The organism is Bradyrhizobium sp. UFLA03-84, from assembly GCF_002289535.1.
Taxonomy (GTDB): Bacteria; Pseudomonadota; Alphaproteobacteria; order Rhizobiales; family Xanthobacteraceae; genus Bradyrhizobium; species Bradyrhizobium viridifuturi.
This window is the reverse complement of record NZ_NSJY01000014.1, coordinates 904,564-925,605: the sequence shown is the minus strand read 5'-3', so window position 1 is coordinate 925,605 and position 21,042 is coordinate 904,564. Positions and strand designations below refer to the sequence as shown.

Here is a 21,042-nt window from a genome sequence, read left to right as displayed (position 1 = left end):
TACAACCGCGTGGCGGGACGATGTGTTTCGCTTCGCTCTACCCATCCTACGATCCCTACTTACACCGTCACCACGATCTTCCCGAACTGCACGTTCGACTCCAGATACCGGTGCGCCTCGACGATCTCCTCGAACGCAAACGTCCGCGCGATGATCGGCTTCAGCGCGCCGTCCGCAAGCCCGTCGAGGATGAACGCCTTCGCCGCGGCGAGCCGCGCGGGATCCTGGACAATCTCGTGCACGCGGTAGCCGCGCAGGATCAGGCTCTTGCTCAGCACGGTGAACAGCGGAAACGGCGTCGGCTCGGAGCTGAGCCCACCATACTCGATCAGGATGCCGCCATGCGCCATCGCCGCTGTCAGCGGCACGAAGACGGGGCCGCCGACCGGGTCGAGCACCACACGAACGCCGTCCCGCCCCGCGATCTGCTCCAGCCTTGACTGCAGGTCCTCCTCCGCGGACGCGATCACATGTGCGGCGCCGGCATCGCGCAGGGCCTGCGCCTTTGCGGAGGTCCGCGTGACCGCGATCGGGATCGCACCGACGCGGTTGGCGATCTGGATCGCGGCAAGCCCGACGCTGCTCGATGCCGCCGTGATCACGGCGAACTCCCCGCGGCCAAGCTTCGCAATATCGATCAGGGCGCCATAGGCCGTCAGGTATTGCATCCACACCGCAGCCGCCGTCTCGAACCCCAGCGCCGGCGGATGCTTGACGACCAGCTCGGCCGGAAACGACGCGAGCTCGGCATAGGCCGGCCATCGCGCCATCGAGATCGGCGGCACGATGCTGACGGCATTCCCCGGCGCGAAATCGACGATGCCCTCGCCGACGGCTTCCACAATGCCGGCGGCCTCGAGGCCGAGGCCGGACGGCAGCACCGGCGTCTCGATATAGGTCCCGCTGCGCATCAGGACCTCGGCGCGGTTCAGTCCGAGCGCCTTGATCCGGATCTGGACCTCGCCGCGCGCGGGTGGCGCGCTCGCCACATCCTCGATCCTCAGCACCTCGGGACCACCAATTTGGTGAAAACGAACGACACGCATCATCGGCGACACTCCAAAACAGTTGAATTGAATGAAGCTATGCCGGAGCAAAATCAGCGGATAAATCATCGCGCAGACTTAACAGTGAAAACTGGGAGTTTCGAATGATGGACCGCCTGACCAGCATGGCCGTCTTTCTCAGGGCAGTCGATCTCGGCTCGTTCGCGGCCGCGGCCGACGCGCTCGAGATGTCCGGACCGATGGTCGGCAAGCACGTCCGCTTCCTCGAACAGCGGCTCGGCGTTCGCCTGATCCACCGCACCACGCGGCGTCAAAGCCTGACCGAATTCGGACAGGCCTATTACGAGCGCTGCCGCGCCGTGCTTGCCGAGGCGGAAGCGGCCGACGCGATCGCGGCCGACGCGTTGTCCGAACCGCGCGGGCGGCTGCGGGTGACCATGCCGGCGCTGCTCGGCCGGCACTGCGTGGCGCCGCTGCTGCTCAAGCTGGCGCAGAAATATCCAGCGCTGGAGCTCGATCTCTCGTTCGGCGACCCGGTCGCCGATCTGATGGAGGGCGGCTACGACCTTGCGATCAGGACCGGCGAGCTCACCGAGCAGGCGAGCGTGATCACGCGGCGCATCGCGCGCCAACGCATGGTGGTGTGCGGTTCGCGCGCCTATCTGAAGGCACATGGCAGGCCGCGAACGCTCGACGAACTCGGCCAGCACCAGGCGCTGGTCTATCGCCGCTCCGGGCGGCTTCGCCCATGGCTGTTCCCGCGCGATGGTCAGCCCCCGCACGAGGTCTGGCCGGCAGGCCGCCACAAGTTCGACGATCTCGAAGCGATCGCCGACGCCGCCGCGCGCGGCATGGGGCTGGCGTGGTTGCCGTCCTGGCTGGTGCGCGAACGCCTCGAACGCGGCGCGCTGGTCCGCGTTCTCGGCAACGAAGGTGAACTGCCCTATGACTGCCACGCGCTGTGGCTGCCGACGCCGCGCCTGCCGCTCAAGGTCCGCCTTGCGGTCGACGCGCTCGCCGCCGCGCTGCCGAAGCTCGTGGCCTAGCGTGCACTCGGTTCCCGCGATGCCGCGTCGTGAGCGTTAACTCACCCTGCACCATGCCGGGAGGCTCGCGGCGGTAACCATAAGGCTTAACAGCGCGTCAACGCTCCCCCAACAAGTCTAACTGTTTCTGATGGGGGGGAGAACGGCCCGTGGACGCATTTGCATTTGAATTTATGGGGCTCGCGATGATCGCGCTGTGTCTGGTCGTTCTGGCGATGCCTGCGGCGCGCCGGCCATCGAAGAACATGCGCTACGAGTGAGCCATCGCGATGGCCACCGGCGTATCGGTCGCATGGCGCCCATCTATTTCGCTGCAACCAGCTAATATCGCGCTCAGGCGTCACCAAATCGCGATATCGTTGCCCTGATGAGTCCTCACGCGGGACGTAAGCCAGGGAATTGACGGCGCTTGAACGACACCGACATCCAGCACTCGAACACGACGCCCGCCGCCGCGCATTCGCCGCTCGAGGTACTGCTGATCTTTCTCAAGCTCGGCGTCAGCTGCTTTGGCGGCCCGATCGCCCATATCGGCTATTTCCGCGACGAATTCGTCACCCGCCGGCGCTGGCTCGACGAGCAGGCCTATGCGGATCTGGTCGCGCTCTGCCAATTCCTGCCGGGCCCGGCGAGCAGCCAGGTCGGCTTTTCGCTCGGGCTGATGCGCGCGGGCTATCTCGGCGCGCTGGCGGCCTGGACCGGCTTCACGCTGCCGTCGGCGATTGCGCTGGTGCTGTTTGCCTATGGCGCGAGCGGATTGAGCGGACCGGCCGGCGTCGGACTGGTGCATGGCCTCAAGCTGGTCGCAGTCGCAATCGTGGCCCAGGCCGTCTGGGGCATGGCGCGCTCGCTCTGTCCCGACCGTGAGCGCGCATCGATAGCGACGGTGGCGGCGCTGGTCATTCTGACGAGCGCCTCGTCGATCGCGCAGATCGGCGCCATCGTGCTCGGCGCCATCGCCGGGCTCTGGTTCTGCCGGGCGCAAACCGCCAATGGCGCCACCCATATTGCGATGCCGGTGTCGCGGCGTGTTGGCGTCGCAGCGCTGATCCTGTTCCTTGCCCTGCTGGTCGGATTGCCGCTGCTCGCCCGGACCTGGCCCGGCCTCGGCCTGTTCGAGGCGTTCTACCGCTCCGGCGCGCTGGTGTTCGGCGGCGGTCACGTCGTGCTGCCGCTGCTGCGCGAAGCCGTGGTGACGCCGGGCTGGATCGGCGACGATGCGTTCCTGACCGGCTACGGCGCCGCACAGGCCGTGCCGGGCCCGCTGTTCACCTTCGCCGCCTATCTCGGCGCCGTGATCGGCGGACTGCCGGGCGCGGTCACAGGCCTGATCGGCATCTTCATCCCGGGAATCCTGGTCCTGCTCGCCGCACTGCCGTTCTGGGACAGCTTCCGCAAGCAGGCCACGGCACAGGCGATGATGCGCGGCGTCAACGCCGCCGTGGTCGGCATCCTCGGCGCGGCGCTCTACAATCCGGTCTGGACCAGCAGCGTGCAGCGTCCGCTCGATTTCGGCATCGCGCTGGCCGGTTTCGTGCTGCTCACGGCCTGGCGGGCGCCGCCGCTCGCGGTGGTCGTCCTCAGCGCCGCCGCCGGCATCGCCGCCGGGCTCCTGCAATCGTGAACGGCCGTGCCGGCCGCCTCGCCGGCCGGATTAAGAACGCCTTCATGCCTCGCCGCCATGATAACGGGCGTATGCCGAGCGTTGCCAAACAACCGGATCCGACCCGGGTTCCTGTGCTGGACCTGCTGCGGCTCGCCGCGGTCGGGGCCGTGATCCTGTACCATTACGGCTTCTGGGGCACTGCATCGCACGGGGTTCAGAAGGTGGCGATGCCCTACCTCGCCCCGGTCGCCCAGTACGGCTTCCTCGGCGTTCCCGTGTTCTTCGCGATCTCGGGCTTCGTCATCGCCTATTCGGCGGAAGGCCGCACGCCGGTCGGCTTCGCGATCGCCCGCTTCAGCCGGATCTATCCGACCTTCGTCATCTGCATGACGTTGACCTTCCTGGTGACCCTTCTCCTGGGCTACCCCTGGTTTCAGGTGACGTGGGGACAGTGGCTGGCGAACCTGATCATCGCCGCGCCGATGCTCGGTCAGCCCTACATGGACGACGCCTATTGGTCGCTGGTGATCGAGGTCGTGTTCTACGCCTGGGTCGCGCTGTTCCTAGCCTGGGGCGTATTCCCACGGCGGATCGACACCATCATCGTGGTGTGGATCGCCATCACCTTCGCCAACGAGCTGACGCTGGATGTCCCGCTGTTCGAGAAGCTCTTCATGGCCGACGACAGCGGCTTCTTCGCCGTTGGCCTCTTGATCTATGAGCATTACCGCGGACGGCGCGACATGAGACTCTACAGCCTGCTGACGCTGGCGATGGGAACGGCGACGTTCCAGGCCGTGCACAAGCTGGAGCGACTCGGCGTCCACACCCACGGCAGCTTCGATCCGCGCGTCGTGGCGGCGATCTGCATCGTCTCGCTCGCCATCGTGTTCGCCGCCACCCGGATCAAGTCCGTGCTGCTGCCGGACAGCGTCGTCCGGGCGGTGGGCGGCATCACCTATCCGCTCTATCTGCTGCACCTGCAGCTCGGCTACGTGATCCTGCTGCTGATCACCCCAGCGCCGAATGCGCTCTCGACCACGCTTGTCGTGGCCGGCATGGTGGTGCTGGCGTGGTTCGTCTGGCGCTTCCTCGAGGCTCCCGCGCATTATCGTGTCAGGGACGGGCTCACGACGCTGGCCTCACGATATGGATGGCCGTCGCGCATTCGCGCCGGCGACGCGCGGATCAACCCGGGCAACATCGCCGCGCCGGCCGAGGCCGGGCGGATCGCCAATCATTGATGTGCCGGATGGCGCAAGTCCGCACGGCAACCTCCCACGTCATTCCGAGGCTCGCGAAGCGAGAGCCCGGAATCCATTGATCTACGCGGTTTGCGGCCCAATGGATTCCAGGCTCAGCCCTTCGGGCTGGCCCGGAATGACGAACTGAAGACATCCGCTTGAAGAAGCCACTGCCGCGATAGGTGTCGCGGACTGCGGTGCCCGACAGATAGATGACCGGCGTGCCGTCAACGGCCAGACGCTGGATGATCATGTAGGCCACGCATGTACCGCCGTCATGAAGCAGGACTAGGCCGTGGTCCGGTTTGAACGGCGAGTGCTGGCGCGACCAGAATCTCTCCGCTGTCAGCCAATTGGTTTCGATGATGCTGTTGATGTCGTCGAGCACGGCATCGCGGCAATGCTCCAGCCTCTGGCCGTGTCGCGATCACGGCGGCTCCTACTGCAATTCGACTTCCGGTTGCCGTCTTATGTTGCGGCACCCGTGACTCGCCTCGCAAGTCGGAACGCGCCGATCGCAGTTCTCAACGCCCCACCAACGGGCACTTACTCTCCTCGAGCGAGCGAAACGCCTCGTCCGGCTGGATCGTGGTGACGAGCTTGGCCACGTCCCACGGCCCCTTCGATTCCGCTGGTGTCTTGACCTGCACGAGATAGAGGTCGTGCACCATGCGCTGGTCCGCGCGGATCGTCCCCTGCGGCGTATAGGCGTCCGCCACCGGCGTCGCCTTCATCTTCGCCATGACGATCTCGCCGTCGTCTGAATTCGTGTCCTTCACCGCCTGCAGATAGTGCCGGACGGCCGAATAGACCCCGGCCTGGATCTGCGACGGCATCGCCTTGCGCCGGGCAAAGAACGCATCGGCCCATTTGCGCGCCGCCGGCGAAACATCCTCGAAGAAACTGGTCGCGATCAGGTCGCCCTGCGCGACCGACAGCCCGGCAGCAACGATGTCGACGTTCTGGAACGTCATCGGAACCACCGCGATGCCCTGCTGCGCGAAACCGAACTCCTGTGCCTGCTTCATGATCGTGACATTGTCGCCAGCCGCGTTCAGCGCCAGCACCTTGGCGCCACTGGCCTCCGCCTGCAGCAAGAAGGAAGCGAAATCAGCGGTGTTGAGCGCGGTCTTGACGCTGCCGGCGACCTTGACGCCGAGCTTGTCGAGCTTGGCCCGCGCGATCTCCTCCACCGCGTGCCCGAACGCATAGTCCGCGGTGATGAAGAACCACGAACCTTGCACGGTCTTCGACACGCCGGCGACGACCGCATTGGCCGTCGAAGCCGCATCATGCGTCCACTGCACGCTGGTCGGCGCGCAGGCCTTCTCCGTCAGCTCGACGGCGCCCGCGCCCGAGACCAGGAACACTCGCTTGTTCTCGCGCACCAGCTCCTGCACGGCGAGCGCCGCGCCGGAACTGCCGCCGTCGGCGATGGCCTGAACGCCCTCGCGGTCGAACCAGCGCCGCGCGATTGCCGACGCCACGTCGGCCTTGTTCTGGTGGTCGGCCTGCAGGATCTCGATCGGCTTGCCGTTGATCTTGCCGCCGAAATCCTCGGCAGCCATCCGCGCCGCCTCGACCGAGCCCGGCCCCATCGCGGTTGCGAAGATACCGCTCATGTCGGTCAGCACGCCGACGCGGATTGCATCGCCCTTGATCTCGGCCGACGCGCTGCCCGACAGCGCCACAATTGCGAGCATCGGCAGCATTGCGCCACCCAGCAATCGGACGATCAGGCTTGGTTTCCCGGCCATCAGTGCCTCCCCTGTCTTATGTTTTCTGGACTGATGTGCCGCGCCCGGTCACCGCGTCGAGCCACGGACAATCCGGCACCGGCGCGCGCACGCCGCGCGCGGCGGCCGACAGCCGCATCTCGCGCAGACGCGCGCGGCTCTCCGGCTCCATGTAGAGCCGGTCGTGGCCCCAGAAGCTTGGGCCGTCGAAGGTCTCGTGCGGCTGCCAGGTGGCGGGATCGATGACGCGGCCGCCCCAGCCATATTCGACGAAGAAGCCAGAGGGCGTCGTGGCGTAGAACGAGGTCACGAAATCGTTGGTGTGCCGGCCGAGCGTGAAGGCGACCCGGCCCTCGTCGAGTTGCGCCAGATCGTAGCCCTGTCCGACGTCGTCGAGGCTGTAGAGTTCGACCATGAAGTGATGCAGCCCGCGCCGGCCTGAGCCGACCATCGCAAAGCTGTGGTGACGGCCGTTGACGTGGAAGAAATACAGTTTGTACGGCGTCAGCCCGTAGTCGCTGACCCTGAAGCCGAGCAGATCGCGATAGAACGGCAACAGCGGTTCGACATCCTCGACATTCAGCACGACATGGCCCATGCCGAGCGGCCCGGTCTTGAATCCCGAGATGGGCCGCGCCGGCGCGAACGGCGTGTCTGCGATCGCAGGGCCGTGGAAAACCTCCAGCGGATTGCCGGCGGGGTCGCGGAAGCTGATCAGATCGGCGACGTGCCGTTCGTCCGCGAGCTGACGGGTGCCGCGATGAACCGCGGTGCCGTGCCGCTCCAGCCGCGCCGCCAGCCGTTCAAGCGCGGCGGCATCAGTGACCTCCCATCCGAAGAAGCCGGCATCGTCGCCGTCCCGATCGCTCACCACCAGGCGCTGCTTCCGGTCGTCCATCCGGAAGGCACGCGTGCCGCCGCCACGATCGACCGGCTGCATGCCGAGCAGCCTGGTCGCGAAGCCGGACCAGTCCTCGAGCCGCTGCGACTGGATGCCGATATAGCCGAGCGCGTTGATTTCCGATGCAGTTTCCATGGCTCCCTCCCGTCACATCGCTTCCGCCACCACCGGATTGCGCAGCACGCCGATCCCCGAGATTTCGACCTCGGCGACGTCGCCGGGCCTCATCCAGAGCGGCGGGTTGCGCTTGGCGCCGACACCGCCCGGCGTGCCAGACACGATCACGTCGCCGGGCAGCAGCGGCAGGATGGTCGAGATGTAGGCGATCAAATGCGGGATATCGGTGATCAGGAGATCCGTCGTGGTGTGCTGCACCACCTGCCCGTTGATCCGCGTCTCCAGCTTGAGCTTAGAGGGATCGGCGATCTCGTCGCTTGTCACCATCCACGGCCCGAATGCGCCGGTGCCCGCGAAGGTCTTGCCGGAGAGGAACTGGCTGGTGTGACGCTGCCAGTCGCGGATGCTGCCCTCGTTGTAGCAGGCATAGCCCGCGACATGCGCCAGCGCCGCATGCGGCGCGATGTGCCGCCCGCCCCTGCCGATGATAACGGCGAGTTCGCCCTCGTAGTCGAACTCGTCGGAGGCCCTGGGCTTCACCAGCGGCGCAAGATGGCCGATCTGGCTGCCGGCGTAGCGCGCGAACAGCGCCGGCTTGTCCGTGACCGTGCGGCCGGTCTCGGCGACGTGGTCGCGGTAGTTGAGGCCGACGCAGATGATCTTGTCGGGATTGGGGATGACCGGTTCGAAGGCGACGTCGCTCAAAGCAAGGTCCGGCGTCGATGCCTTTGCAAGTGCAGCGGCCTCGCCAAGCAATCCGCCTGCGAGGAGATCGCGCAGGGTCGGCGCGCGGTCGCCAAATGCCGTCGACAGCGTGACGATGCCGTCACCGACAACGCAGCCATAGCCGCCTCCATCGGCGGTCGAGAACGACGCGAGTTTCATCCAAAATCCTCCTGGCTCATGCTGTCGACCAGCGCCGACAATTGCTGCGGGGTCTCCGCCAAACCAACAATGTATCGATCCGGCCGAACCAGCGCTGCATGCGCCCCGATGCTGTCGAGCCAATCGCTAAGCGGACCCTGGCCATCTGCGACCAGGGTGATGCCGCGCCGGCTGCAGCGGTCGCGGGCCGCGTGATCAAGTCCATCCAGAAAGTCCGGCCGCGCTAACACGGCAATTCGATATCCGACGTGATCGTCGAGCCGGCGTCCGGTCGAGAGCATCGGCTGCGGGACCGGCGTGCCCGCAATGGCGCACTCGCGCCGGAACAGGCCCGGTCCGAGCCGCGGCTTGATGGTCGCCATCCGTCGTGGTTCTGCGTCCGCCTCCCGATCCTCGCTGCGCGTCGCGTTGATCAGGCTTCCGAGCCGGACCGCAAGCTCGACATACTCGCGAACGTGCGGGTGGCGTTCAGTCTGGTAGCTGTTCAGCAAGGCATTGTTCGCCTCGCCACGGATCACCCGCCCGAGCTTCCAGGCCAGATTGGCCACATCGCGAATGCCGGCGCACATCCCCTGCCCGAGAAACGGCGGGGTCTGGTGCGCGGCATCACCGGCGATCAACAACCGCTCGCGGCGCCAGGTCGAAGCAATGACCGAATGAAAACTGTAGGCCGCCGCGCGCTCCAGGTCGGCGTCATCGGGAGTGATCCAGCGCGCCAATAGCTTCCAGACATTTTCCGGATCGGTGATCCGCCGCGCATCGTCATCCGGCATGATCGCGATTTCCCAACGTCGGCGATTGCCGACGCTGCGGACATAGGTCGCTGGACGGCGCGCGTCGCAAAACTGAACGCTGTAGTCGCCGAGCTCCGGCATCGGCCGCTTCAGGATCGCGTCGATCACCAGCCAGGGCTCGTGAAAGCCGAGATCGTCCATCTCCGAACCGATCAGCCGGCGGACCAGTGAGCGCGCGCCGTCGCAACCCACGACGTAGCGCGCCCGCGCCTCCTCGAGCTTGCCATTGGCGACGCTTTCAAAGCGGATCGCGACGTGATCGCTGCGTTGATCGATCGCAAAGGCGTCGGCGCGCAAGCGGATGTTGACGGATGCATGCGCCCGCGCGCCAGCCCGCAGCACGCGCTCGAGTTCGGGCTGGTGGAAGCGATAGCTGATGTTCCATCCGTTCGGACCGATCTCCAGCGGCCGCGACCAGTCGAGGAAAAGGCGCCCGTCACCATCGACGAAATGCATGCCGGGGGAGACGTGGGTGAACGGCAATATCTCGTCCGCCAGACCAATAGTCTGGAACACCCGCATCACCTCGTCGTCGAAGTGCACGGCGCGGGGCAGCGCATAGGGTTCGGTTTCGCGCTCGAGTGCGATCACACTGAGCCCGTCAACCGCCAGCAGATTGGCGAGCGTGGCGCCGACCGGGCCCAGCCCGATGATGGCGACGTCATAAAGCCCTTCTGCGCGTTGCGGCCCGTCCATGCGTTTCCCTTTCCGTTGCGATAGGGCTTGCCAGCCGGTCGTGAGCCGTGCAACGACGATGGCAATTCTGTTCACCAGGTGAACATCGATGGACGTCAAACCGATCCGCGCGTTCGGCCGCGGCCTTGCCGTGCTCGCCGCGCTGAACCGCCACGCATCCGCCACCGCGCTGACCCTGGCGCGGGAAACCGGCCTGCCGCGGGCCACGGTCTATCGCTCGCTGAAAACCCTGATCGACACCGGCTACATCATGCAGAGCCGGTCCGATGACCGGTTCACGTTACTCCTGAAAGTGCGCGAGCTCTCGGACGGGTTCGAGGACGAGCAATGGCTCGGGGCCGCGGCGGCGCCCGTGATCTTCGATCTCACGCGCAAGATCCTCTGGCCGAGTGACGTTACGACGCTCGAAGGCGTGCGAATGGTGGTGCGCGAATCCACCCATCGCTTCGCGCCGATGTCGATCGATCGCAGCATGGTTGGCGTGCGCATTCCCCTGCTCGCGAGCTCCGCGGGTCTCGCCTACCTCGCATTCACCGCAGCGCGCGAGCGCGCCCTGCTGCTCGATCTGCTGGAGACGTCAGGCGAGCTCACGGATCGCGCCGCAACCGAGAAGCAGCTCGTGGGCATCCGCCGCCGGGGCTATGCGGTGCGCCAGGGTGGCCGGATCTGGCCTCACACCGGCACCATCGCGATGCCGATCCGCCGCGACAGGCAGGTGATCGGCTGCGCCTCGGTCATCTGGATGACCAAGGCGCTGACCGCTGCGGACGGGATCGCGCGCTGCAACGGCCCGCTGCGTCAGGCGATCCGCGATATCGAGGCCCGGCTGCGTTAGGTCTTGATGGCGCCGATCCCGTGTCGCGAGAACGCGGGGCCATATCAACTCGCCAGTGATCGCCCTGTTCGGCGCCCTAAGTTTGCCTGGCTTTCGCCAGGACGACGGACGAATTCGCGGCAGGATCAGGCCGAAAACCCCCTCGAATCACGTCCAATCAATTCAAAAAAGCCCTGTCCCTCACCCCGTGCAGGGCCAAAATCCCTGCAAGACCCTTGACATAGCTGCCCTTTCGGCAGAACGCGTGTGGTCAAGCCGTCATGGACAGTTCATGGATCTGATTAGCACGACCTCCGACCTCGCCGCCGCCTGTGATCGGCTCGCCCAACACAAGGTCATCACCGTCGACACCGAGTTCCTGCGGGAGACGACCTACTATCCCCTGCTCTGCGTCGTGCAGATGGCAAGTGCGGATGAAGCCGTCGTGGTCGACGCACTGGCGCCCGGCATCGACCTCAAGCCGTTCTTCGAACTGATGTCGAACGAGGCCGTGCTGAAGGTTTTCCACGCCGCGCGACAGGACATCGAAATCGTCTGGCACCTGTCCGGCACGATCCCGCATCCGATTTTCGACACCCAGGTCGCGGCCATGGTGCTCGGCTATGGCGACAGCATCGCCTATGACCAGCTGGTCGATCGCGTCACCGGCCACCGCCCCGACAAGACCCATCGCTTCACCGACTGGTCGCGCCGTCCGCTGAGCGAGGAGCAGCTGCATTACGCGGTCTCCGACGTCACCCATCTGCGCGAAGTGTTCGCAGCGCTCGATGCCGATTTGCGCAAGCGCGACCGCAGCGACTGGGTCAGCGAGGAGATGGAGATCCTGACCTCGCCGAAAACCTACGACTTCCATCCCGAGCGTGCCTGGGAGCGGCTCAAGACCCGCGTGCGCAAGCCGCGCGAGCTCGCGGTGCTGATCGAGGTCGCGGCCTGGCGCGAGCAGGAGGCGCAGAGCCGCGACGTGCCGCGTTCCCGCGTGCTCAAGGACGATGCGGTCGGCGACATCGCCACCCATGCGCCGACCTCGCTGGAGAAGCTCGGCAACCTGCGCTCGCTGCCGAAGGGCTTCGAGCGCTCGAAATGGGGCGCCGACATCATCGCCGCGGTGCAGCGCGGGCTGGCCCGCGACCAGGCGACGCTGCCCAAGCTGGAAAAGCCGAGAAACAATTCCAACGGCGCGGCCACCGTCGAACTGCTCAAGGTGCTGCTGCGCATGACCTCGGAACGCCACGGCGTCGCCAGCAAGGTGATCGCCACCGTCGACGATCTCGAGCAGATCGCAGCCAGCGATCAGGCCGAGGTCGGCGCCCTGCACGGCTGGCGGCGCGAATTGTTCGGCGAGGCGGCACTCAAGCTCAAGCACGGCCAGCTCGCGCTCGCGATCGACAAGGGCCGCGTGGTGCGGGTGGATCGGGGCTAGCGCACCGGGTTCCATCCGACCGTCGGCCAATGGCCGAATAGCTGGGCCTTGAGTTCGATCGGCACAGGCTGAGGTTGCGTCAGGCAAAACCACCGCGCTTGCTAAGGCGCAATTTTCGTGTTGCAATCCCTTCACAATCGGATTGCGGCCGTTCGACTGTGCGTTTCACGACGTTGATATCCAAGGCTTCAATACACAAGCCTTCGACGTACAAGACTTCGACAGGCGAAACTTCGGACTTGAAGACTTTGGATCTGAAGACCCGGGAATTGAACAGACAGCGGAAAGCGCGCTTGTGGCGTGGCACGTGGAAAACGTGGCCGCGTCTTTTTTATGTCTAGACTGGGAGAGAGACGATGCCGAAGGGTACCGTCAAATGGTTCAACCCGACCAAAGGTTACGGGTTCATCAAGCCGGCCGTCGGCGACAAGGATGTGTTCGTCCACATCTCGGCGGTCGAACGCGCAGGCCTCAGCACACTCAACGAGAACCAGACCGTCGAGTACGAGCTGGTGGAGAACCGCGGCAAGGCGTCGGCAGAGAACCTCAAGGTTCACTGAACGCGGCTGTCGGCGGAATTCATCCTGATGCCTCCCTCGGCCGCATCACCCGGGGGATTTTCCAGCGGCACGAGCGTAGACTAGGGCGCCGGCGCGATCAGCGTTCCGTCGGTTGTAGTGCTGCCTTCCGTGCTGCAGCGATCGCCGTCGAGCTTGAGCCGGCCGCTCGCCAAAAGCCGCAGCGCCTCCGGATAGATGCGGTGCTCGATGGTGATCACGCGTGCGGCGAGCGTCTCGGGCGTGTCGTCGTCAGCCACCATGACCGCACCCTGCATCACGATCGGTCCGGCATCGGTCTCCGGGATCACGAAATGCACCGTCGCGCCGGACAGCTTGACCCCTGCACGCAGCGCCTGGCCGTGCGGATCGAGGCCCGGAAAACACGGCAGCAGCGAGGGATGGATGTTGAGCATCCGGCCGTACCAGTGCCGGGCGAAGTCGGCGGTGAACAGCCGCATGAAGCCGCCGAGGCAGATCAGCTCGACCTTGTTGTCGTCGAGTGCCTGTTGCAGCACCGCCTCGAAACCGGCGCGATCCTTGCCGAACGGCTTGCTTGCGATGACGACGGTCGGAATGCCACTCGCGGCAGCCTTCTCCAGCCCGGGCGCGTCGGCGCGGTTGGAGATCACGACCGCGATCTCGGCCGGAAAGTCCGCAGCCTTCGCAGCCTCGATCAGCGCGGCCATGTTGGAGCCGCGGCCGGAGATCAGGATGGCTGTACGGCGCTTCATCGCGAGAGATCGAGATGACCGTTATAGACCACCCGATGCTCACCCTTGGCCTCGATCACCTCGCCGAGCAGCGTCACGGTCTCGCCGCCGGCGGTGAAGGCTTCGGTCACCGCATCGACCGCATCGGCCTTGACGATCGCGATCATGCCGATGCCGCAGTTGAAGGTGCGCAGCAGCTCGAGCTCGGCGATGCCGCCCTGCTCGGCCAGCCATTTGAACACCGGCAGCACCGGCAGCCGCGCCAGGTCGATGCCGACGCCGAGATGCTTCGGCAGCACGCGCGGAATGTTGTCGGTGAAGCCGCCGCCGGTGATGTGGGCGAGGCCCTTCACCGCACCGGTGTCGCGGATCGCGCGCAGGCAGGATTTCACGTAAAGCTTCGTGGGCGTCAGCAGCGCCGCACCGAGCGTCATGACCGGCGCGAACGGCGCCGGCGCGTCATAGGCCACGCCGGACAGCTCGACGAGCTTGCGCACCAACGAATAGCCGTTGGAGTGCACGCCCGAGGACGCAAGCCCGATCACGGCGTCGCCCGCCGCGATGTCCCCGGTCGGCAGCAGGGTGCCGCGCTCGGCCGCGCCGACCGCGAAGCCGCCGAGGTCGTAATCGCCATCCTTGTAGAGGCCGGGCATCTCGGCGGTCTCGCCACCGATCAGCGCGCAGCCGGATTCGCGGCAGCCCTCGGCGATACCTGCGACGATCTGCGCGGTGGCCTCCGGGTGCAGCTTGCCGCAGGCGAAATAGTCGAGGAAGAACAGCGGTTCCGCGCCCTGCACGACGAGGTCGTTGACCGACATCGCGACCAGGTCGATGCCGATGCCGCTATGGATGCCGGTCTCGATCGCGATCTTCAGCTTGGTGCCGACGCCATCGGTCGCGGCCACCAGGACAGGATCCTTGAAGCCCGCGGCCTTGAGGTCGAACAGCCCGCCGAATCCGCCGATCTCGGCGTCCGCGCCGGGCCGTGCGGTGGCCCGTACCATCGGCTTGATCAGATCGACCAGACGATTGCCGGCGTCGATATCGACGCCCGAATCCGCGTAAGTGAGCCCGTTTTTGCGCTCGGTCATGCCCAATTCCAGATGATCAGGGGCTGGTTACGAGGAATTCCGCCCCCGCGCAATGGCTCGCGGCGATGCTGCCGCGATACTATGTAGATAACACAAGGCCGCAGCTGAAAAGAGCCGGATATCGAGTAAAATCAGGCTTCTAGCCGGGAAGCGATTCAAGTTGAGCATTCCGAACATCATTACCCTCGGCCGCATCATCCTGGTGCCGGTGATCGTCTGGGCCATCGTGTCCAGCCAGATGGAGATCGCATTCGCGATCTTCGTGATCGCCGGCGTCTCGGACGCGGTCGACGGTTTCCTTGCCAAGCGCTTCAACATGACGAGCGAGCTCGGCGCCCTGCTCGACCCGCTCGCCGACAAGGCGCTGCTGGTGTCGATCTATGTCGCGCTCGGAATCTGGGGCGCAGTGCCGCGCTGGATCGTAATTCTCGTGGTGTCGCGCGACATCATGATCGTCTCCGCCGTGATTGTGTCATGGTTGTTCGACAAGCCGGTCGAGATGAAGCCGCTGATGGTGTCGAAGCTGAACACGGTGGCGCAGGTCGGCTTCGCGGCGTTGGTGCTGGCCTCGCTCGGCTTCGGCTTCGAGCCGCATCCCTACGACTGGATCCTGATGGGCCTGGTCACGATCTTTACTTTGGGTTCGGTGTCCCTCTATCTCGTGGAGTGGGTGCGGCACATGAGCACGATCGAGGCTCGGTAGGCACGATCCGGAAAAGTGGAAACCGGTTTTTCCGCGACAAACGCGAAGCGTTTGCGCAGGGATCATGCTAGAATGAAGTGGTTTGGAGACTTGCGTGGCCGGTAGCGTTCAACCTCGTCAATTGGCCTTGGCCCTGCCGCACGAGGAGAAACTGACCCGCGACGATTTCCTCGAGGGGCCCGCCAACGAAGCCGCGCTGGCACTGATCGACGGCTGGCCCGACTGGCCGAACCGAATCATGCTGCTGGTCGGGCCCGGCGGCTCAGGCAAAAGCCACCTCGCCGCGATCTGGGCCGAGAGCGCCGGCGCCCGCTCGACCGCGGCGCATGCGCTGACGGCAGAGGCGGTGCCGACGGCGCTTGCGACCGGCGCGCTGGTGATCGAGGATCTGCGGCCGTCGGATTTCGACGAGCGCGCGATGTTTCACCTGATGAATCTGGCGCGCCAGGACGATGCCTTCGTTTTGATCACGGCGCGCGTCCCGCCGTCGGCATTCGAGATCGAGCTGCGCGATCTGCGGTCGCGGCTTCGCGCGGTGCCGATCGTGACGCTGCTGCCGCCCGACGACCAGCTGTTCCGCGGCCTGATCGTCAAATTCTGCGCCGACCGCCAGATGAGCGTGGACGAACCGCTGGTCAGCTACCTGACCAACCGGATCGAGCGCTCCTATACCGCCGTCCGCCAGGCGGTCGAGCTGCTCGATACCGAGGCGCTGCGGCTCGGCCGGCCGGTCACCCGGGCGCTGGCGGCGGAGCTGTTGCGGGACGCCTGACCCGACCTGCGGCTTGACGGCGCGGGCGGGCGGAACATCAATGTCATCGAAACGTCATCGCAATATCACATGGTCTCTGCGGCCTTCGGCTAGACCGCTCCGGCCCCCTGCCCCGAATTGGACCAGCACTTGATGGACTCCGCACAAGCAACTGAAATCAAAGAGAAAGAGGCGGAGCTCCCGCCCGTCCCCGCGATCGCGAGCAGCCCCGAGCGCTTCATCAACCGGGAGCTCTCCTGGCTGCACTTCAACCGCCGGGTGCTCGAGGAATCGGTCAACACAGGCCATCCCGTGCTGGAGCGGGTCCGCTTCCTGTCGATTTCGGCGAACAATCTCGACGAATTCTTCATGGTGCGCGTCGCCGGCATCAAGGCGCAGGTCCGCGAGGGTATCGCCGAGCGCAGCCCGGACGGCCTGCTGCCGGCCGAGCAGCTCGTCATGATCAACAAGACGGTGTCGCAGCTCGCCTCCGACCAGCAGGCGATCTGGAGCGACCTTCGTGACATCCTGTCCAAGGTCGGCATCCAGCTAGTCGATGGGCGCGACGTCACCAAGTCCGAGCGCGCCTGGATCGAGGATCACTTCCTCCACAACATCTTTCCGCTGTTGACCCCGCTGGCGATCGATCCGGCGCATCCCTTCCCGTTCATCCCGAACCTCGGCTTCACGGTCGCGCTGCAGCTGTCGCGGATCTCCGACGGCAAGGCGATGAACGCGCTGATCCGCATGCCCGGCAAGATCGACCGCTTCATCCGTATTCCCACCACAAAGGAAGGAGCTCCGGCGCGGCTGATCACGCTCGAGCAGGCCACTGGTCTGTTCATCGGCCGCCTGTTCCCCGGCTACACCGTCAAGGGCCAGGGTGCATTCCGCATCATCAGGGACTCCGAGCTCGAAATCGAGGAAGAGGCCGAAGACCTCGTGCGCCTGTTCGAGACCGCGCTGAAGCGCCGCCGGCGCGGGTCGGTGATCCGGCTCGAGATCGAGGCCTCGATGCCCGAAGAGCTGCGCATTTTCGTGCAGCACGCATTGTCGGCAGCCGACGATGAAGTGATCCTGGTCGACGGCGTGCTGGCGATGAACGAGCTGTCGCAGCTCACCCGCCTCAATCGCCCCGACCTCGAATTCCCGCCCTACGTGCCGCGCCACCCCGAGCGCGTGCGCGACCATGGCGGCGATATCTTCGCTGCCATCCGCCAGAAGGACCTCGTGGTCCACCACCCCTACGAATCCTTCGACGTCGTCGTCCAGTTCCTGCAGCAGGCTGCGCGCGATCCCGACGTGGTCGCGATCAAGCAGACCCTCTATCGCACCTCGAACAACTCGCCGATCGTGCGTGCGCTCGCCGAGGCCGCCGAAGCCGGCAAGTCGGTGACCGCGCTGATCGAACTCAAGGCGCGCTTCGACGAGGAAGCCAACATCCGCTGGGCGCGCGACCTCGAGCGGGCCGGCGTGCAGGTGGTCTACGGCTTCATCGAACTGAAGACGCATGCCAAGCTGTCGATGGTGGTGCGCCGCGAGGGCGGCAACCTCACGACCTATGTGCACACCGGCACCGGCAACTATCATCCGGTCACCGCGCGCATCTACACCGACCTCTCCTACTTCACTTCGGATCCGATCATCGGTCGCGACGTCGCGCGGGTCTTCAACTACATCACCGGCTATGCCGAGCCGAGCGACATCGAGAAGATGGCGGTGTCGCCGCTGACGCTGCGCAAGCGGATCATCGAGCACATCCATGGCGAGATCGCCCACGTCAAGCACGGACGGCCGGGCGCGGTCTGGATGAAGATGAATGCGCTGGTCGACCCCGACATCATCGACGCGCTGTACGAGGCCTCGCAGGCCGGCGTCTCGGTCGAACTCGTGGTGCGCGGCATCTGCTGCCTGCGGCCCGGCCTCCCGGGATTGTCGGAGAACATCCGCGTCAAATCGGTGATCGGCCGGTTCCTGGAACACGGCCGAATCTATTGCTTCGGCATGGGCCAGGGCCTGCCGAGCACAAAAGCTGCTGTGTATATCTCGTCCGCCGACATGATGCCGCGCAACCTCGACCGCCGCGTCGAGGTTCTCTGTCCGCTGCAAAATCCTACGGTGCATCAGCAGGTTCTCGAACAGATCATGGTCGCGAACCTGAAGGACACCGAGCAGAGCTGGCAATTGTTGCCCGACGGATCGTCAACGCGTATGAAGGCCGCGAAGGGCGAAGAGCCCTTCAACCTGCATGACTATTTTATGACAAATCCGAGTCTGTCCGGCCGTGGTAAGTCTCTCAAGGAATCTTCACCGCGCCGTCTCACGCGTCGCAACGAGCGTCAGCAGCCATCGTCTTAAGGGGGCCTACCGGTGAAGCGGCCGCGGAAGCGCGCTTCCAGCGTCGCTGTGATCGATATCGGCTCGAACTCGGTTCGTCTCGTGGTTTACGAGTCGATGGCGTGCAGCCTCATCACGATCTTCAACGAGAAGGCGCTGTGCGGGCTCGGGCGCGAGGTGCAGAGCACCGGCCTGCTCGCAATCGACGCGGTCAACAAGGCGCTGACCGCGCTGCGCCGCTTCCGCGCGCTGTGCCGGATCCAGCAGGTCGGCCGCGTCTATGCGATCGCGACCGCGGCCTGCCGCGACGCCAAGAACGGTCCGGACTTCATCGCCAAGGCCGAGCGCATCTGTGGCGCCAAGATCGAGATTCTCACCGGACCGCGTGAAGCGAAGCTGTCGGCGCTCGGCGTCGTCTCGGGCGTGCACAATCCGAACGGCATCGTCGGCGATCTCGGCGGCGGCTCACTCGAACTGATCGACGTCAAGGGCAACCGCGTGCGCAGCGGCGTGACGCTGCCGCTCGGCAGCCTCGCGCTGCAGGACCTCTCGAACAAATCGCTCAAGCGCGCGGAACGCATCGTCAAGAACGAGCTGCTCGGCGTTGCCCAGCTCAAGACCGGCCGCGGCCGCACCTTCTACGCGGTCGGCGGCACCTGGCGTGCGCTGGCGCGCATCCACATCATCCAGAGCGGCTACCCGCTCAAGGTGATGCACGGCTATTCGATCCCGGCCGCCGATGCGCTCGACTTCGCGCAGCGGCTGCGGCGGCTGGCGGCCACCAACATGCTGGCCAATATCGAATCGATCGCCGATGCGCGGCGGCCGCTGCTGGCCTACGCCGCGCTCGTGCTCGAATACATCATCCGCGTGGCCCAGCCGAAGACCATTGTGTTCTCGACCTTCGGCGTGCGCGAGGGCCTGCTCTACGAGATGCTGCCGCCGGCCGAGCGCGCCAAGGACGGCCTCGCCTGCGCCGCGCAGAACCTCAACGAGCTGCTGTCACGCTCCGCCCGCCACGCCAAGGAGCTGACTGCCTGGACCGACCGCCTGGTGCGGGTCGTCAGGCTGCGCGAGACCGAGGAGGACCGCAGGCTGCGTCACGTCGCCTGCCTGCTCTCCGACATCGGCTGGCGCGTGCATCCCGATCACCGCGGCGAGGAAACCCTCAGCCTGATCATGAACGGCAATTTCGGCTCGATCACGCATCAGGGCCGCGCCTTCGTCGCGCTCTCGGTGTTCTATCGCTATGCCGGCCTCAGCGAGGAGAACGAACCGCCGCCGCAGATCCGCTCGCTGGTGACGCCGGCGATGGACGAGCGTGCGCGCGTGCTCGGCGCCGCGTTCCGGGTCGCGCATCTGATCACGGCGGCGCGCACCGGCGTGCTGCCGGCGACCCATTTCCGCACCCAGGGCCGCAAGCTGATGCTGGTGTTCGAGCATCGGATGGTCGATCTGGTCGCCGATCGCGTCGGCAGCCGCTTCAGGCAGTTGGCGCGGCTCGTCGGGCGCGCCGGCTCGATCGTGCGGCGCTAGGAGCGTTCCCGACACCACCAGGATCGAACCGGGCTTCCTTGTCGGATGATTCAATTCGAGAGCTGTGGCGGTCGTTACGGCCTGAGCAAAATGGACCCGACGGTTGCACCTTGCTCGAGACGGAGATGCGCTTTGGCAGCGTCGCCCAGTGGAAGCTCGGCGCCGATCTTGATCTTCAGGCCGCGTCCGAGTTGCTCAAACAAGGCGGCCGTAGCGCGGGCGTAGGAATTTGGATCGCTGGCATAGGCAAAGAAGCTGGGCCGCGCGAGCGACAATGACCGACGGGGTCCCAACTCGCCGAGCGCGATCGCCGGCAAAGAGCCGCTGGCCTGGCCGACGCTGATGATGCTGCCGAACGGCTTCATCGCATCGAGCGTCCGTATCAACGTTTCACCGCCCACCCCGTCATAGGCGATGTCGACGCCGCCGCCATCGGTTAGACGCCGAACCTCCGCGACGAAATCCGTCTCGCGATACTGGATCGCGTGATCGAGCCCGTGGCTGCGCGCAAGCTCTGCCTTGTCGGGGGAGCCGACCGTACCGATCACAGTTGCGCCGAGCCGCTTTGCCCACTGCGTGAGGATCAACCCGAGTCCTCCCGCGGCGGCGTGCACGAGCACCACCATGCCCTGACGGACCGGGCAGACGCGATCGAGCAACATGTGCGCAGTGATGCCGCGCAACATGGCGGCCGCTGCGGTCTGGTCATCGATCCCGTCGGGAATGCGCACCAGCCTGCTGGCCGGCAGGTTGCGCGCTTCGGCATAGCCGCCGAGCGGCAGGCCGGCATAGGCGACACGATCGCCGATGCGAAACGCCTCGACCTCGGTCCCGACAGCTTCCACGATGCCGGCACCCTCGACTCCGAGGACGGCGGGCATGCTGGGTACGGGATAAAGCCCCATGCGCTGGTAGATATCGACAAAGTTAACGCCGATCGCGGTTTGACGCAGCCGCACCTCATCGGCGGCCGGATGTGGAAGGTCCGCGCGAACGGGCGCGAAGACGTCGACGCCGCCGGGCGCGGTCATGGCAATGCTCAGGGTCATTGGTGGTCTCCAGATGGT

18 protein-coding genes are annotated in these 21,042 nt (G+C 65.7%); 10 read left to right on the top strand and 8 right to left on the bottom strand.

Features of this window, described 5'->3' with window-relative positions; genetic code table 11:
• Positions 1-59: 59 nt before the first annotated feature.
• Positions 60-1,049: a zinc-dependent alcohol dehydrogenase family protein gene (locus tag CK489_RS25890; protein WP_095734661.1), complete on the bottom strand. Its 990-nt coding sequence runs from the start codon at positions 1,047-1,049 to the stop codon at positions 60-62.
• A 104-nt stretch (positions 1,050-1,153) separates the two neighbouring features.
• Between CK489_RS25890 and CK489_RS25885 the strand changes: the two genes are divergently transcribed.
• The 3 genes from CK489_RS25885 (at position 1,154) to CK489_RS25875 (ending at position 4,903) form a co-directional block, all read left to right on the top strand.
• The gene (locus tag CK489_RS25885; protein WP_095734660.1) at positions 1,154-2,053 is read left to right on the top strand and encodes a LysR family transcriptional regulator; all 900 of its coding nucleotides are present in this window, start codon (positions 1,154-1,156) and stop codon (positions 2,051-2,053) included.
• Between the two features lie 409 nt (positions 2,054-2,462).
• Positions 2,463-3,677, top strand: coding sequence for a chromate efflux transporter (gene chrA, locus CK489_RS25880; RefSeq protein ID WP_198961024.1), 1,215 nt, complete (start codon positions 2,463-2,465; stop codon positions 3,675-3,677).
• 71 nt (positions 3,678-3,748) lie between these two features.
• The gene (locus CK489_RS25875) at positions 3,749-4,903 is read left to right on the top strand and encodes an acyltransferase family protein (protein WP_198961023.1); all 1,155 of its coding nucleotides are present in this window, start codon (positions 3,749-3,751) and stop codon (positions 4,901-4,903) included.
• A 524-nt stretch (positions 4,904-5,427) separates the two neighbouring features.
• Here the strand turns inward: CK489_RS25875 and CK489_RS25870 are convergent.
• The 4 genes from CK489_RS25870 to mhpA all read right to left on the bottom strand — a co-directional run bounded on the left by CK489_RS25870 (position 5,428) and on the right by mhpA (position 10,032).
• Positions 5,428-6,615, bottom strand: a complete 1,188-nt coding sequence (locus CK489_RS25870; protein ID WP_095734283.1) for an ABC transporter substrate-binding protein — start codon at positions 6,613-6,615, stop codon at positions 5,428-5,430.
• A 61-nt stretch (positions 6,616-6,676) separates the two neighbouring features.
• Positions 6,677-7,675, bottom strand: coding sequence for a VOC family protein (locus tag CK489_RS25865; protein WP_095734282.1), 999 nt, complete (start codon positions 7,673-7,675; stop codon positions 6,677-6,679).
• 12 nt (positions 7,676-7,687) lie between these two features.
• Positions 7,688-8,542 (bottom strand): fumarylacetoacetate hydrolase family protein, encoded by an 855-nt coding sequence (locus CK489_RS25860; RefSeq protein WP_095734281.1) that lies wholly within the window; start codon positions 8,540-8,542, stop codon positions 7,688-7,690.
• Positions 8,539-10,032, bottom strand: a complete 1,494-nt coding sequence (gene mhpA / locus CK489_RS25855) for a bifunctional 3-(3-hydroxy-phenyl)propionate/3-hydroxycinnamic acid hydroxylase MhpA (protein ID WP_095734280.1) — start codon at positions 10,030-10,032, stop codon at positions 8,539-8,541. The genes CK489_RS25860 and mhpA overlap by 4 nt, the downstream gene beginning before the upstream one ends.
• An 88-nt stretch (positions 10,033-10,120) precedes the next feature.
• Here mhpA and CK489_RS25850 point away from each other — a divergent pair, with 88 nt between their 5' ends.
• The 3 genes from CK489_RS25850 to CK489_RS25840 all read left to right on the top strand — a co-directional run bounded on the left by CK489_RS25850 (position 10,121) and on the right by CK489_RS25840 (position 12,847).
• On the top strand, positions 10,121-10,867 hold the full coding sequence (locus tag CK489_RS25850; RefSeq protein ID WP_095734279.1) for a helix-turn-helix domain-containing protein: 747 nt from the start codon (positions 10,121-10,123) through the stop codon (positions 10,865-10,867).
• 271 nt (positions 10,868-11,138) lie between these two features.
• Positions 11,139-12,287: a ribonuclease D gene (rnd, locus tag CK489_RS25845; protein WP_095734278.1), complete on the top strand. Its 1,149-nt coding sequence runs from the start codon at positions 11,139-11,141 to the stop codon at positions 12,285-12,287.
• 356 nt (positions 12,288-12,643) lie between these two features.
• Positions 12,644-12,847 (top strand): cold-shock protein, encoded by a 204-nt coding sequence (locus CK489_RS25840; RefSeq protein WP_021079877.1) that lies wholly within the window; start codon positions 12,644-12,646, stop codon positions 12,845-12,847.
• An 80-nt stretch (positions 12,848-12,927) separates the two neighbouring features.
• Here CK489_RS25840 and purN read toward each other — a convergent pair whose 3' ends face one another.
• Together purN and purM are read right to left on the bottom strand one after the other, a co-directional pair.
• Positions 12,928-13,578 (bottom strand): phosphoribosylglycinamide formyltransferase, encoded by a 651-nt coding sequence (gene purN / locus CK489_RS25835; protein ID WP_095734277.1) that lies wholly within the window; start codon positions 13,576-13,578, stop codon positions 12,928-12,930.
• Positions 13,575-14,648 (bottom strand): phosphoribosylformylglycinamidine cyclo-ligase, encoded by a 1,074-nt coding sequence (gene purM, locus CK489_RS25830; RefSeq protein ID WP_095734276.1) that lies wholly within the window; start codon positions 14,646-14,648, stop codon positions 13,575-13,577. Before purM ends, purN begins: the two co-directional genes overlap by 4 nt.
• A gap of 160 nt (positions 14,649-14,808) precedes the next feature.
• Here purM and CK489_RS25825 point away from each other — a divergent pair, with 160 nt between their 5' ends.
• The 4 genes from CK489_RS25825 to ppx all read left to right on the top strand — a co-directional run bounded on the left by CK489_RS25825 (position 14,809) and on the right by ppx (position 19,975).
• Positions 14,809-15,351: a CDP-alcohol phosphatidyltransferase family protein gene (locus tag CK489_RS25825; protein WP_095734275.1), complete on the top strand. Its 543-nt coding sequence runs from the start codon at positions 14,809-14,811 to the stop codon at positions 15,349-15,351.
• Positions 15,352-15,445: 94 nt separating this feature from the next.
• Positions 15,446-16,123 (top strand): P-loop NTPase family protein, encoded by a 678-nt coding sequence (locus tag CK489_RS25820; RefSeq protein WP_095734274.1) that lies wholly within the window; start codon positions 15,446-15,448, stop codon positions 16,121-16,123.
• A 132-nt stretch (positions 16,124-16,255) separates the two neighbouring features.
• Positions 16,256-18,460 (top strand): RNA degradosome polyphosphate kinase, encoded by a 2,205-nt coding sequence (locus CK489_RS25815; protein WP_095734273.1) that lies wholly within the window; start codon positions 16,256-16,258, stop codon positions 18,458-18,460.
• A gap of 12 nt (positions 18,461-18,472) precedes the next feature.
• Entirely contained in the window at positions 18,473-19,975 is a 1,503-nt protein-coding gene (gene ppx / locus CK489_RS25810; protein ID WP_095734272.1) for an exopolyphosphatase, read from the top strand.
• 74 nt (positions 19,976-20,049) lie between these two features.
• Here the strand turns inward: ppx and CK489_RS25805 are convergent, their stop codons facing one another.
• Entirely contained in the window at positions 20,050-21,006 is a 957-nt protein-coding gene (locus CK489_RS25805) for a quinone oxidoreductase family protein (protein WP_349626946.1), read from the bottom strand.
• Positions 21,007-21,042: the final 36 nt, after the last annotated feature.

Bases quoted from the DNA above. Each gene is read 5' to 3' on its own strand.
- CK489_RS25885 (WP_095734660.1), top strand. From the start codon at position 1,154: ATGGACCGCCTGACCAGCATGGCCGTCTTTCTCAGGGCAGTCGATCTC.
- CK489_RS25875 (WP_198961023.1), top strand. From the start codon at position 3,749: ATGCCGAGCGTTGCCAAACAACCGGATCCGACCCGGGTTCCTGTGCTG.
- CK489_RS25815 (WP_095734273.1), top strand. From the start codon at position 16,256: ATGGACTCCGCACAAGCAACTGAAATCAAAGAGAAAGAGGCGGAGCTC.
- mhpA (WP_095734280.1), bottom strand. From the start codon at position 10,032: ATGGACGGGCCGCAACGCGCAGAAGGGCTTTATGACGTCGCCATCATC.
- CK489_RS25860 (WP_095734281.1), bottom strand. From the start codon at position 8,542: ATGAAACTCGCGTCGTTCTCGACCGCCGATGGAGGCGGCTATGGCTGC.
- CK489_RS25870 (WP_095734283.1), bottom strand. From the start codon at position 6,615: ATGCTGCCGATGCTCGCAATTGTGGCGCTGTCGGGCAGCGCGTCGGCC.
- CK489_RS25850 (WP_095734279.1), top strand. From the start codon at position 10,121: ATGGACGTCAAACCGATCCGCGCGTTCGGCCGCGGCCTTGCCGTGCTC.
- CK489_RS25805 (WP_349626946.1), bottom strand. From the start codon at position 21,006: ATGACCGCGCCCGGCGGCGTCGACGTCTTCGCGCCCGTTCGCGCGGAC.
- rnd (WP_095734278.1), top strand. From the start codon at position 11,139: ATGGATCTGATTAGCACGACCTCCGACCTCGCCGCCGCCTGTGATCGG.
- CK489_RS25890 (WP_095734661.1), bottom strand. From the start codon at position 1,049: ATGATGCGTGTCGTTCGTTTTCACCAAATTGGTGGTCCCGAGGTGCTG.
- CK489_RS25865 (WP_095734282.1), bottom strand. From the start codon at position 7,675: ATGGAAACTGCATCGGAAATCAACGCGCTCGGCTATATCGGCATCCAG.
- purM (WP_095734276.1), bottom strand. From the start codon at position 14,648: ATGACCGAGCGCAAAAACGGGCTCACTTACGCGGATTCGGGCGTCGAT.
- CK489_RS25840 (WP_021079877.1), top strand. From the start codon at position 12,644: ATGCCGAAGGGTACCGTCAAATGGTTCAACCCGACCAAAGGTTACGGG.
- purN (WP_095734277.1), bottom strand. From the start codon at position 13,578: ATGAAGCGCCGTACAGCCATCCTGATCTCCGGCCGCGGCTCCAACATG.